General features: G+C 61.3%; 10 protein-coding genes and 1 pseudogene. 8 read left to right on the forward strand and 3 right to left on the reverse strand.

Annotation, left to right across the window (positions count from 1 at the left end):
• Nucleotides 1-124 precede the first annotated feature (124 nt).
• From nrdH to nrdE, 3 genes and pseudogenes are all read left to right on the forward strand, one after another.
• Nucleotides 125-352, forward strand: a complete 228-nt coding sequence (gene nrdH / locus BJP07_RS00850; protein WP_070361976.1) for a glutaredoxin-like protein NrdH — start codon at nucleotides 125-127, stop codon at nucleotides 350-352.
• Nucleotides 353-421: 69 nt separating this feature from the next.
• Nucleotides 422-844 (forward strand): annotated as a pseudogene (gene nrdI / locus BJP07_RS00855) (class Ib ribonucleoside-diphosphate reductase assembly flavoprotein NrdI); the annotation flags it as partial.
• Nucleotides 845-995: 151 nt separating this feature from the next.
• Nucleotides 996-3,164, forward strand: coding sequence for a class 1b ribonucleoside-diphosphate reductase subunit alpha (gene nrdE, locus BJP07_RS00860; RefSeq protein WP_071565620.1), 2,169 nt, complete (start codon nucleotides 996-998; stop codon nucleotides 3,162-3,164).
• 7 nt (nucleotides 3,165-3,171) lie between these two features.
• Here nrdE and BJP07_RS00865 read toward each other — a convergent pair whose 3' ends face one another.
• Nucleotides 3,172-3,903: a FadR/GntR family transcriptional regulator gene (locus tag BJP07_RS00865; protein WP_071565621.1), complete on the reverse strand. Its 732-nt coding sequence runs from the start codon at nucleotides 3,901-3,903 to the stop codon at nucleotides 3,172-3,174.
• A 253-nt stretch (nucleotides 3,904-4,156) separates the two neighbouring features.
• Between BJP07_RS00865 and nrdF the strand changes: the two genes are divergently transcribed.
• From nrdF to BJP07_RS00885, 4 genes are all read left to right on the forward strand, one after another.
• Nucleotides 4,157-5,146, forward strand: a complete 990-nt coding sequence (gene nrdF / locus BJP07_RS00870) for a class 1b ribonucleoside-diphosphate reductase subunit beta (RefSeq protein WP_071565660.1) — start codon at nucleotides 4,157-4,159, stop codon at nucleotides 5,144-5,146.
• A 374-nt stretch (nucleotides 5,147-5,520) separates the two neighbouring features.
• Nucleotides 5,521-7,257, forward strand: coding sequence for a cytochrome c oxidase subunit I (ctaD, locus tag BJP07_RS00875; RefSeq protein ID WP_071565622.1), 1,737 nt, complete (start codon nucleotides 5,521-5,523; stop codon nucleotides 7,255-7,257).
• 126 nt (nucleotides 7,258-7,383) lie between these two features.
• The gene (gene serB, locus BJP07_RS00880) at nucleotides 7,384-8,649 is read left to right on the forward strand and encodes a phosphoserine phosphatase SerB (protein ID WP_071565623.1); all 1,266 of its coding nucleotides are present in this window, start codon (nucleotides 7,384-7,386) and stop codon (nucleotides 8,647-8,649) included.
• Nucleotides 8,646-9,398 (forward strand): aminoacyl-tRNA hydrolase, encoded by a 753-nt coding sequence (locus tag BJP07_RS00885; protein ID WP_071565624.1) that lies wholly within the window; start codon nucleotides 8,646-8,648, stop codon nucleotides 9,396-9,398. Before serB ends, BJP07_RS00885 begins: the two co-directional genes overlap by 4 nt.
• Here BJP07_RS00885 and BJP07_RS00890 read toward each other — a convergent pair.
• A complete protein-coding gene (locus BJP07_RS00890; RefSeq protein WP_071565625.1) occupies nucleotides 9,361-11,322 on the reverse strand; it encodes an ATP-dependent DNA helicase in 1,962 nt (653 codons plus the stop codon). The two genes, BJP07_RS00885 and BJP07_RS00890, sit on opposite strands and share 38 nt — an antisense overlap.
• 15 nt (nucleotides 11,323-11,337) lie before the next feature.
• Entirely contained in the window at nucleotides 11,338-12,675 is a 1,338-nt protein-coding gene (locus tag BJP07_RS00895) for a nicotinate phosphoribosyltransferase (RefSeq protein WP_083583977.1), read from the reverse strand.
• A 118-nt stretch (nucleotides 12,676-12,793) separates the two neighbouring features.
• Between BJP07_RS00895 and clpS the strand changes: the two genes are divergently transcribed.
• Complete coding sequence (clpS, locus tag BJP07_RS00900; RefSeq protein ID WP_071565662.1) at nucleotides 12,794-13,093, forward strand: ATP-dependent Clp protease adapter ClpS; 300 nt, start codon at nucleotides 12,794-12,796, stop codon at nucleotides 13,091-13,093.
• Nucleotides 13,094-13,095: the final 2 nt, after the last annotated feature.

The raw sequence follows: 13,095 nt of genomic DNA on the forward strand, positions 1-13,095 counted from the left end.
TGTAGTATCACTTGCAGAAATATCACCCAAGGTATAGTGTCTTCTCTTGTAGCGCCGATCAAGACGGCGCGGGGAAAACTCCCGAAATAGTCTTCATTTTATGTAGAGAGAGAGCCCACAGGTTATGTCTATTACCGTTTACACCAAGCCGGCGTGCATGCAGTGCAAAGCAACTACCAAAGCACTCGAAAAAGCAGGGCTGGAGTACGACCTCGTAGATATCTCCGTCGACGACGAAGCGCGTGACTACGTCCTCGCGCTCGGCTACCTCCAGGCACCAGTCGTTGAGGTAAACGGCGAGCACTGGTCTGGGTTCCGCCCGGAGCGCATCCGTGGCCTGGCTGCGGCTTAACTCTTCCGACGTCTCACGCCGCTAGTGTTTTACACATTGGCGGCTCTTTTTATGTAGAGGGCATCCAACATGTTGATCGTGTACTTCTCGTCGTTGACAGAGACGACGAAGCGGTTCGTCGATAAGGTGAGGCTTCCGGCGCAGCGTATTCCGTTGCGGCGCACGGACCCTGCGCCAATTATCGACGAGCCCTACGTCCTCATCTGCCCGACCTATGGCGGGGGCGTATCGATGACGCACGTGAACACCAAACCTGTCCCGCCGCAGGTCATCAAGTTTTTGAATGACGAACACAACCGCAGCTATATCCGTGGCGTCATCGCGTCTGGCAACTCCAACTTTGGCACGGACTACGGCCTGGCTGGTGACGTAATATCGGAGAAGTGCAACGTCCCGTACCTTTTCCGCTTTGAGCTGCTGGGTACTGATGACGACGTGCTTCGCGTGCGCAACCAGCTGATCGAGCACGCCGACCGCCTCGGTTTGCTGCCGCTGACCCCCGAGCAGGAGGAAGCGCTAGAGTCGGTTGGGCAGCTGCCGGGGCAGGAAAACGCACAACGCTTAGCGCAACTGCGCGAGAAATATACAAATAAATACCGTAACGCCGATCGTTAATCAACGCTGAACCATCAAGAGGATATCTGTGTCTACGAACCCTATTCATGGCAAGAATGTGCCGGAGCCAGTCAACGAGGCTGACAAGCTGGACTACCACACGCTCAACGCGCTACTGAACCTGTACGACGAAAACGGCCAGATCCAGTTCGATAAGGACCGCGAGGCTGCGAATCAGTTCTTCCTGCAGCACGTGAACCAGAACACGGTGTACTTCCACGACCTCGAAGAGAAGATGAAGTACCTGGTGGACAACAAGTACTACGAGCCCGAGGTTATTGAGGCATATGACTGGGAGTTCGTGAAAGATACCTTCAAGCGTGCGTATGCCTTTAAGTTCCGCTTCAAGTCCTTCCTGGGCGCGTACAAGTACTACACCTCTTACACGCTAAAGACCTTCGACGGACGCCGTTACCTCGAACGCTTCGAAGACCGCGTGGCAATGACCGCGCTTTTCCTTGCCGACGGCAGGGAAGAAGTGGCATCTGCGCTCGTCGACGAGATCATGACGGGCCGCTTCCAGCCGGCGACGCCAACGTTCCTCAACGCGGGCAAGGCGCAGCGCGGTGAGCTCGTCTCCTGCTTCCTGCTGCGTATCGAGGACAATATGGAGTCCATCGGCCGCGCGATTAACTCCTCGCTGCAGCTGTCGAAGCGCGGCGGTGGCGTGGCGCTGCTACTTTCGAACATTCGTGAGGCCGGGGCGCCAATCAAGCACATCGAGAACCAGTCTTCTGGCGTGATCCCAGTGATGAAGCTGCTGGAGGACTCCTTCTCTTACGCGAACCAGCTCGGCGCCCGTCAGGGCGCAGGTGCTGTGTACCTCAACGCGCACCACCCGGACATCATGAAGTTCCTGGACACCAAGCGTGAGAACGCGGACGAGAAGATCCGTATTAAGACGCTGTCGCTCGGCGTCGTCGTCCCAGACATCACCTTTGAGTTGGCGAAGCGCAACGACGACATGTATCTGTTCTCGCCGTACGATGTTGAGCGTGTCTACGGCGTTCCGTTCGCTGACATCTCGGTGACCGAGAAGTACGAGGAGATGGTGGAGGACCCGCGCATCCACAAATCGAAGATTAACGCGCGCCAGTTCTTCCAGACGCTCGCGGAGATCCAGTTCGAGTCTGGCTACCCGTACATCATGTTCGAGGACACCGCGAACCGTGCGAACCCGGTCAAGACCGGCCGGATTAACATGTCCAACCTGTGCTCCGAGATCCTGCAAGTCAACTCTGCGTCGGAGCTCAACGCCGACCTGACGTACGCGAAGGTCGGCCACGATATTTCTTGCAATCTTGGCTCCCTGAACATTGCGATGGCGATGGATTCTGAGGACTTCTCCCGCACCGTCGAGACCGCAATCCGCGGACTCACAGCTGTGGCGGACAAGACGTCGATTGACTCGGTGCCGTCGATTCGTGAGGGCAATGACGCCTCCCACGCCATCGGTTTGGGTCAGATGAACCTCCACGGATTCCTGGGTCGCGAGCACATCCACTACGGATCCGAAGAAGGCCTCGACTTCACGAACGCGTACTTTGCGGCCGTGATGTACGAGTGCATCAAGGCGTCGCACAAGATCGCAGTGGAGATGGGCCAGAAGTTCGAAGACTTTGAGCGCTCCGAGTACGCAACCGGTGAGTTCTTCGACCGCTACAACCCGGAGGATTTCCAGCCAAAGACAGAGAAGGTCAAGGCACTGTTCGAGAAGTCGACAATCGCAGTACCGACGGCTGAAGAGTGGGCGGCGCTGAAAGAAGCTGTTGCCCGCGACGGTATCTACAACCGCTACCTGCAGGCAATCCCGCCGACCGGTTCGATTTCTTACATCAACAATTCGACCTCCTCGATCCACCCGATTGCGTCGAAGATCGAGATCCGTAAGGAAGGCAAGATCGGCCGCGTCTACTACCCGGCGCCTCACCTGAATAACGAGAACACCGAGTACTTCGACGATGCGTACGAGATCGGCTACGAGAAGATCGTCGATACCTACGCTGTCGCTACGAAGTACGTCGACCAGGGCCTGTCGCTGACCCTGTTCTTCAAGGACACGGTGACGACGCGCGACCTGAACCGCGCACAGATCTATGCATGGCGAAAGGGGATTAAGTCCTTGTACTACATCCGCCTGCGTCAGATGGCGCTGGAAGGCACCGAGATCGAAGGCTGCGTTTCCTGCATGCTGTAATGCTGGCCTAGAACTCGACGAAGTCGTCCACTCCGCGCAGTAGGCTCCAGGATGCGTTTTCTGCTCCTGCTGAGTCGCCGGATTGGACGGCTTCTGCAATTTTAAGGTGGTACGCCATTGCGTCAAGGTGAGGGTCATTCGGCATGATGCCGTAGCGGGTGCGCCCCTCGAGCACGTACAGAATTGGAAGGGCAAGGGTACTGAACATCTCGTTGCCAGAGCACTCCAATATTAAGGTGTGAAAACGCTTATCCGCCTCGAGGAATGCTTCCGTATTGCCTTCGCCTGCTTCGGAAAGGCTCATGAGCTGCTCAGCCAACGCCTTGAGTTCCTGCGCCTGTTCCTTCGTCGCGTTCGTTGCCGCTAGTGCCGCCGCGACCGGTTCGATCGCCTTTCGGAGCTGGTCAAGCGACACGATCTGCTTTGTACGGTGCGCTTCGCTGCTGAGCCGCCAGCGGATCACCGCTTGATCAAAGACTGCCCAATGCTCCTCGGGCAGTACCTTAATGCCCACTCGGCGGGAAGAACGTACAAGGCCGAGTTGCTCGAGCGCACGCATTGCCTCGCGTGCGACCGTGCGAGAAATACCAAACCGGTCGGAGAGGTCCTGGAGTGTGAAGCGTTCCCCGGGGGCCATGACTCCCGATACGATCTCGCCCCCGAGCTCGTCGAGCACCTTGGTGAGGAGGGGTCCTTCGGCGGATTCTGCAGGATCGAGGGTGAGAGGCATGCTGTTCATCCTTCATGTATCGATGTATTCACAATGGGATTATTAATCAGCATAACCCCGACCGTGAACTTAAACGCAACGAGTCGGACACTGCTGGGGGTAGTGAGGGGTGGGTTGCTCGAAAAGGAGCGCCTGTAGGGGTGTGAAGCGTTCGCTAAAACTCACACTCCGTCGCCCGGACTACACCCCCGGATTGTGCTCCTCGGGCTGGCAGTTCCGGCCACGACTAGTGCGTAAAAGAGCGCACGCTAAGATGGGCGCTATGACTGAAGAGTATCTTGGCTACCTGCAGGCCCATAAGGAGCCGATGAAGGCGATTAACTGGAACGAAATCCCTGATGAGAAGGACCTTGAGGTGTGGGATCGCCTCACGGGTAACTTCTGGCTGCCGGAGAAGATCCCGGTGTCGAATGACATTCCGAGCTGGAACACCCTGACTGACGATGAGCAGCTCTCCACGATGCGCGTGTTTGCGAACCTGACGCTGCTGGATACGTTGCAGGGTACCGTCGGTGCGGTATCGCTGCTGCCGGACGCGAAGACGCTCCACGAAGAGGCTGTCTATACGAACATTGCGTTCATGGAGTCCGTCCACGCCAAGTCCTACTCGAACATTTTCATGACGCTGGCGTCCACCCCGCAGATTAACGACGCGTTCCGCTGGACGGAAGAAAACAAAGAGGTGCAGCGCAAGGCGAAGATTGTCGAGTCCTACTACCGTGGCGACGACCCAATGAAGAAGAAGGTTGCCTCCGTTATGCTGGAGTCCTTCCTCTTCTACTCGGGCTTCTATCTGCCACTGAACTGGGCTGTGCACTCGAAGCTCACGAACACCGCGGACATTATCCGCCTCATCATTCGCGACGAAGCAGTGCACGGCTACTACATCGGTTACAAGTACCAGGTCGGCCTGCGCGACGAGTCGCCGGAACGTCAGGAGGAACTCAAGGAGTACGCCTTCGACATTCTCTACGACCTGTACGAGAACGAGATTCAGTACACCGAGGATATCTACGATCCGCTGGGTTGGACCGAGGATGTGAAGCGCTTCCTGCGCTACAACGCGAACAAGGCGCTCAACAACCTTGGCTACGAGGGTCTTTTCCCGGTAGACGAGGCTCGCGTCTCGCCGGCGATCCTGGCGTCCCTGTCGCCGAACGCTGACGAGAACCACGACTTCTTCTCCGGTTCGGGTTCCTCCTACGTCATTGGTAAGGCCGAGGAAACCGAGGATGATGACTGGGACTTCTAGCCTTGTCAGCTGAGTGCTTTTCGACGCCTCTCCGTGCCACCGCAGTGCTGTGCGGTGGCACGTTTTTCGTTTTCGGGCGTCAACATCCCCAAACTTTGGGTTGATACTAAACGGGGGACGTGTGTGGAGGAGTTTCGAAACCCGGAGGCTATGCCAGCGTGTGCTATGTATCCGGTGACTGCTGTGACTGCTGGTGTTTCGGCTGGTAGGTCGTGGTGGCCCCGATGCGGGTGGGGCAGGTCGAGGGCGTGGACGTTGGGGAAAGGCCCGGAAAGGCTGGCAAATGTATGGGCGCGTCACTTAAGATGATGCGGTATCAGAATTAGCTTTCGTGTACCTGTTTTGTGCGCGGAAGTTACAGTCAGGAGGAACGAATGACCGCTGTGGCGCCAAGGCTGGAGACAAAAGTCCAGTCGACACGTCCGGAGCCAACTGGCAATGGCCGGATTGGCTCTCAGATTTATAAGCAGCTCACCACGACAGACCATAAAGAGCTGGGCATCATGTACATCATCATGTCCTTTATCTGGTTCTTCGTTGGTGGCTTGATGGCTCTGCTGATCCGTGCTGAGTTGTTCAGCCCGGGCCTGCAGCTCCTGTCCAACGAGCAGTTCAACCAGCTGTTCACTATGCACGGCACCGTGATGCTGCTCGCGTTCGGTACCCCAGTCGTGTGGGGCTTCGCCAACTACATCCTGCCTTTGCAGATTGGCGCGCCGGACGTGGCGTTCCCACGTCTGAACGCGTTCGGTTTCTGGATTACCTCCGTTGGCGTGTTCGCGATGCTGGCAGGGTTCTTGACCCCAGGTGGTGCAGCTGACTTCGGCTGGACCATGTACATGCCACTTGCAGACGCAACGCACACCCCATCCGTATCCGCAAACCTGTGGATCGTTGGTGTGGGCGCAACCGGTATCGGTACCGTCGCATCCGCAATTAACATGCTGACCACCGTGCTCACCATGCGCGCGCCGGGCATGACGATGTTCCGTATGCCAGCGTTCACCTGGACCGTGTTCGTCACCTCGATCATCGCCCTGATGATCTTCCCGCTGCTGCTCGCTGCTGCACTGGGCGTGCTGTACGACCGTCTGCTGGGTGGCCACATCTACGACACTGCAAACGGTGGCGCGATTCTGTGGCAGCACTTGTTCTGGTTCTTTGGACACCCTGAGGTGTACGTCCTGGCACTGCCGTTCTTCGGCATCATCTCCGAGATCATCCCGGTCTTCTCCCGTAAGCCAATGTTCGGCTACATCGGCCTGATCTTCGCAACCCTCGCGATTGCTGGCCTGTCGATGGCTGTGTGGGCGCACCATATGTTCGCAACCGGTGCCGTCCTGCTCCCGTTCTTCTCCTTCATGACCTTCCTGATTTCCGTCCCAACCGGCGTGAAGTTCTTCAACTGGGTAGGCACGATGTGGAACGGTCACATCACCTTCGAGACCGCGATGCTCTGGGCGATGGGCTTCCTGTTCACGTTCCTCTTCGGTGGTCTGACCGGTATTATGCTGGCTTCGCCACCGCTGGACTTCCAGCTGCACGACTCCTACTTCGTGGTTGCGCACTTCCACTACACCCTGTTCGGTACCGTGGTGTTCTCCGCAATCGCTGGCGTTTACTTCTGGTTCCCGAAGATGACCGGCCGCATGCTCGACGAGCGCCTGGGCAAGATCCACTTCTGGTTCACGTTCATCGGCTTCAACATGACCTTCCTGGTCCAGCACTGGCTGGGCAACATGGGTATGCCACGCCGCTACGCTGACTACCTGGACACCGATGGCTTCACGCTGCTGAACCAGATCTCCACGGTCGGCTCCTTCATCCTGGGCATCGGTATGCTGCCGTTCATCTGGAACGTCATCAAGTCCTGGCGCTACGGCGAGATCGTCACCGTGGACGACCCATGGGGTTACGGCAACTCGCTCGAGTGGGCAACCTCCTGCCCGCCACCGCGCCACAACTTCACCGCGCTGCCACGTATCCGCTCCGAGCGTCCTGCGTTCGAGCTGCACTACCCGCACATGGTGGAGCAACTGCGCCGTGAGGCACACAGCAACCACAAGGCTGATACTCCAGCAACGTGGAAGGGCACAAACTCCGGGAAGTAACCGAACGGTGAACCCCTCATCCTGACAGATCACACCCCTCATCGGTTCTCCGATGAGGGGTTTTGTGTTGTCAAAAGGTGCTACTCTCATCACAGTCAGCCAGTAACACGAAGGAGTACACCACCAATGACGGCGTTTGAGGTAGAGCTGCAAGCAGGGCTCAAGCCCGCGGTCATCACCGCGGCGGGCCCTGACCGGCCGGGCGTATCGGGGTCGTTCTTTGCCACCCTGTCGCGCCATAACGTCCAGCTGCTTGACGTTGAGCAGACGGACTTCCGGGGACGCCTCATGCTGGCAGCCTTCGTGGGCATGGACCCGAACGACTTGGTAGACATCGAGCGTGAGCTGCGCGTGGCTCTGTGGGACTACGGGCAACGTGTCACGATCGAGACGGATGTTTCTGAGCGTTCCGAGCGCCGCCCGCGCTCGACGCACGTGGTCGTGGCACTCGGGAATCCTGTCACGGCGGAGGCAGTTTCCAGGTTGGGGACGGAATTGGCGTCGGTAGGCGCAAACATTGACACGATTCGTGGCATCGCGCAGTACCCGGTGACAGGCCTGGAGCTGTGCATTACCATTCCGGATTATTCGCCGGGCGACGGGCAGGAGATCCGCAAGAAGCTCGCGGAGATCTCCGCTGAGCTCGGCATCGACCTCGCGATGGAACACGCGGGTCTGCACCGCAGGATGAAGCGCCTGGTGTGCTTCGACTGCGACTCGACCTTGATTACTGGCGAGGTCATCGAGATGCTTGCGGCGCACGCGGGCCGTGAGGCGGAGGTTGCCACTGTGACGGAGCGCGCGATGCGCGGCGAGCTCGACTTTGAAGAGTCGCTGCGTGAGCGCGTGAAGGCGCTGGCGGGGCTCGACGCGTCGGTTATTGACCAGGTGGCGAAGGACATCGTGCTCACGCCTGGTGCGAGGACCACGATTCGTACGCTGAACTCGATGGGGTTCCGCACCGCAGTGGTGTCCGGCGGGTTCATCCAGGTGCTCGATGGGTTGGCCGAGGAGCTGGAGCTCGACTACGTGCGCGCGAACACCCTCGAAATTGAGGATGGGAAGCTGACGGGTCGAGTGATCGGCAAGGTGGTGGACCGTCAGGCGAAGGCGGAATTCCTGCGCTTGTTCGCTGAGGATAGTGGCCTGCGCATGGACCAGACGATCGCGGTGGGCGATGGCGCGAACGACATCGACATGCTCTCGGTTGCAGGGTTGGGTATCGCGTTTAACGCGAAGCCAGCACTGAAGGAAATCGCGGACGCGTCGGTGAACCACCCGTTCCTGGACGAGGTGCTCTACATGATCGGCATTCCGCGCGACGAGATCGATGACTCGAACGAGCACCAGGGTATCGACGGCCGCGTTGCACTGACGAGCCCTGAAGCATGAGTAGAGAGCTAGCCTGGCAGCTCCTGCACGAGCGCACGAGCGCTGACTACCGGCAGCGCAGCGAGGATCCCCGCGACCCGGAGACGGTGCAGGCGATGCAGCTGGTCATCAACCTGCCGAAGCAGGATCCGCCGCCACGCAACGCCATGCTTGTCGACGCCGCCCGCGCCACCGTCGCCGTCTGCCTCTCGGAACAAGCCGACCTGCCTGGTCCGTGGCGGGAGCACCTGCAGCGCTGGTACGACCACCGCATCCGCAAGGTCACGCGCCGCGCTCGCAACAAGGCATGGCTGGACGTGCAGACTGTGCCGGGTGTGACTGTCGGGTCGGTGCGGGCGTTCGTCCCGTCCGCGGTGCGTGATGTCCCGCATGAGGTGGCGAAGCTGCAGATCAAGGGGACGGATTTGCCGCTGGAGTCCGTGGAGGGGCCGGTGGAGGCGTCGATACCTGTGATTGTGGTGGATGCCGGGCTCGAGATGTCCGCGGGGAAGGCGGCGGCGCAGGTGGGGCATGCGTCGATGCTGCTTGCAGCGCAGCGTCCGCTTGCGTGGGTGCAGGCGTGGGCCGAGGACGGCTTCCCGTTGAGTGTCCGCGAGGCGGACAGCGACGTGTTCGCGGAGTGCTTGGTGTACGCGCGCGAACATGACGGCGTGGTGATTGCCGACGCCGGCTTTACCGAGGTCGCGCCAGGTTCGGTGACAGCGCTCGCGTTTAGCGAGCCGCCACCAAGCGTTGCAGTGCGCCTCTGACGGTATCGGGGTTGGTGGTCTCCCAGAAGGCTGGGAGGCTGCGGCGCAGGAAGGAGCCGTAGCGTTTCGTCACTAAGCGGTTGTCGAGCACCGCGACGACGCCGCGGTCACTGACCGATCGCAACAAGCGACCCGCGCCCTGCGCCATGAGGAGGGCGGCATGGGTCGCGGAGACCTCCATAAACCCGGAGCGCCCGGCAGCATCCGCGGCGTTGGCGCGAGCCTGCAGCAGCGGGTCGTCGGGGCGGGGGAACGGGATGCGGTCGATGATGACGAGAGAGAGGGATCGGCCGGGGACGTCGACACCCTGCCAAAGGGTCAGTGTGCCGAACAGACAGCTGTTCTCGTTGCGGGCGAACTTGTCCACGAGCGCGCCGGTCGAGTCCTCGCCCTGCAACATGATGTCAAAGGGGAGGCGCGTGCGCATCGCCTCCGCGGCCTGCTGGGCGGCGCGGCGGGAAGAGAACAGACCGAGTGTGCGGCCGCCAGCGGCGGTGATGAGCTCGGCGATCTCGTCGAGTGTCGCGTCCGATAGCCCGTCGCGGCCCGGGGCAGGAAGGTGCTTGGCGGTGTAGAGGATGCCGGACTTCGCCGGGTCGAAAGGAGTGCCTGCGTCGAGGCTGTCCCAGGTCTTGTCGGGAAGCCCCCAGGAGGCCGCCATGGCGTTGAAGTTTCCGCCGACAGTCAGCGTGGCGGAGGTGAGCACCACGGTGTGCTCGCCGAAGAGCTTCTCCCGCAGCAACGCAGCGACGGAGAGCGGGGCGACGGCCACGGAGTCGTCGTACTTGTCGGAGCGCGTCAGCCACACTACGTCGTAGTGCTTGGCAGGGTCGTCCTCGTCGAAGACCTCGAGGATGCGGACGGTGGCGTCGTGCAGGTCCTCGAGGTGGTTCTTGAGGTTGCCGCGCTCGGCGGCGGTTTCCGGGTCGTTCGTGGCCTCGCCCTCAGGGGCATCGGCGATGGCGTTGCGGGTGCGCCACAGTGCGTCGCGCACCCCGGTGAAGGCGCCGCGCGCGGGATCGGAGATGCGTTCCCAGCGGCCGGGCTCCTCCAGGGCGAGGGCTGCGCTGAAGTCGTCGGCGACGTCTTCGAGCACCGCCTTGTCCGCACCGAGCTTGCCCGCACGCCGTGCAGCGAGCGTCAGCGCGCGGGCGGACAGTTCGTTGGTGGCCACGGAGGTGATGCGCCCGTCGAGTTCGTGGGCCTCGTCGATGATGACGACGTCGTGCTCCGGCAGTACGTCGACCTCGGAGAGGGCGTCGATAGCGAGCAGCGCGTGGTTGGTCACCACCACGTCGACGGAGCGGGTCTTCTCCCGCGCAAGTTCGGCGAAGCACTCCTCGCCGTGCGGGCAGCGACTCGCCCCAAGGCACTCGTTGGAGGTGACGGACACCTGGCGCCACACCAGATCGGGGACGCCGGGCTCGAGGTCGTCGCGGTCGCCGGTCTCGGTGTCCTGTGCCCACTCGGCGACGCGCTTGACGTGCTTGCCCAGCCAGGAAATGTCGTCTTCCTCGATGAGCGCCTCCGGGGTCTCCTCGTCCAGCCCAATTTTGTGCAGGCAAACGTAGTTGTTACGCCCCTTCTGGATCGCGAAGGTGGGGCGGCGCTCCAGTAGTGGCTCGAGGGCGTCGGCGAGCCGAGGCAGGTCGCGCTCGACGAGCTGGCGCTGCAGCGCGATGGTAGCCGTCGATACGACGACCGTGCTGTCCGACTGCTGCGCATGCCGGATGGCGGGGATGAGGTAGGCGAGCGACTTGCCGGTGCCTGTGCCCGCTTGGACGGCGAGGTGGCGTCCGGCGTCGATCGCTTTGGTGACGGCCTTCGCCATCGCGACCTGCCCGGGGCGCTCGGCGCCACCAAGTGCGGCGACGGCAGCCGCGAGCAGGTCTTCGGTCGTTTGGGCTAAAGGCTGGTCACTCACATCGGGAAAGTCTACCTACTCGGTGGGCTCAGGGAAGCCGACGAAGCGCGTCGGGATCGCCGCGTCGCCCTTCGCCAACGCCAGGCCCTCCCACGGCAGGGTGGTGCGCGCGGTGTTGTGCAGCTCTCGGGCGGCCTCGAGCTCGTCATGCTTGTCGACGACCTCTCCATCCCGAATCAACGGTACCACCAGGTCGCGGTACTCGAGGGCTGGCTTGGTGTCGATCTCCGCGCGCAGTGGGTAGATGAGCTCCGCCACCGCGACGCCGGAGGCGCGGTAGGCGCGCTTGGCCAGCTTTGCACCGCCGTAGGTGCGCTTCCCGGAGGAACGCTTGGCCACGGGGTGGCCGTCGACCTCTACAAGCTTGTACACCAGCGTGGCCGTCGGTGCGCCGGAGCCGGTGACCACCGAGGTGCCGACGCCGAAGCCGTCGACAGGATCGCCGCGCAGGCCCGCGATGGCGAATTCGTCGAGGTCAGAGGAGACGATGATCTTGGTGTTGAACGCGCCGGCCTCGTCGAGCTGGGCGCGCACGCGGCGCGAGACGATGCCCAGGTCACCGGAGTCGATGCGGATCGCGCCGAGCTCAGTGCCCGCGACCTCGAGCGCGTGCTCGATACCCTTGGTGATGTCGTACGTATCGACGAGCAGCGTGGTGTCCTTGCCCAGGCTTTCGACCTGCGCCTTGAACGCGGAGACCTCGTCGGGGCGGCCCTCCTCGTCGACGTGCAGCAGCGTCCACGCGTGGGCCGCGGTGCCGGAGGCTGGGATCCCGTAGCGGTGAGAGGCTTCCATGTTGGAGGTGCCGACGAACCCCGCGATGTAGGACGCGCGCGCCGCCGAGACCGCCGCCTGCTCGTTGGTGCGGCGCGAGCCCATCTCGATGATCGGGCGGCCATCAGCGGCCGTGACCATGCGGGACGCCGCGGAGGCCACCGCGGAGTCGCCGTTGAGGATCGAGAGGATGACTGTTTCTAAGATCACGCACTCGGCGAAGGTGCCGCGCACCGTCATGATGGGGGAGTAAGGGAAGTAAATATCGCCCTCGCGGTAGCCGTCGACCTGGCCGGAGAACGAGTAGTTCCGTAGGTATTCTCTGGCCTCGTCGGAGAGGAAGTCGAGCGCCTCGATCTGGGCGTCGGTGAATCGGAAGTTCTGAATCGCATCGACAACTCGGGCGGTGCCTGCGACGACGCCGTAGCGGCGGTCATTCGGCAGGCGGCGGGTGAAGACCTCAAAGGCGCACTGCCGGTGCGCGGTGCCGTCTTGCAGGGCGGCGTCGAGCATCGTCAGTTCGTACATGTCCGTCAGGAATGCCGTCGAGTAGTTGGGGTGGGCCTGGTTTTGCATCATGTTCGATGAGTGTAGTGCGTTGACGGGCTCGGTTGGCGCATTAGCACACAATGCTTGCGGGCGTGGTGTTTCCGAAGCAGGTAAGGTGGTGCACATGAAAATGACAGGAATTGTAGCGATGAGTTCGCCGATGGCGTCTCCTGAGCTCGACGAAGCCATCGACGTCGAGGTTGCGACGAGTGAAAACCTGCCGTGGATGTGCATAGTGTGGGACGACCCCGTCAACCTGATGAGCTATGTCACCTACGTTTTTCAAACCGTCCTGGGCTACGACCGTAAGCGTGCCCAGGAGCTCATGATGCAGGTGCACACCGAGGGGAAAGCGGTGGTGTCCTCTGGTGAAAAAGACAAGGTCGAAGGCGACGTGAAGAAGCTGCACACCGCTGGCCTTTGGGCAACGATGCAGCAGGCCGGCTAGGC

The organism is Corynebacterium sp. NML130628 (assembly GCF_001875665.1).
In the GTDB taxonomy this organism is placed as follows: Bacteria; Actinomycetota; Actinomycetes; order Mycobacteriales; family Mycobacteriaceae; genus Corynebacterium.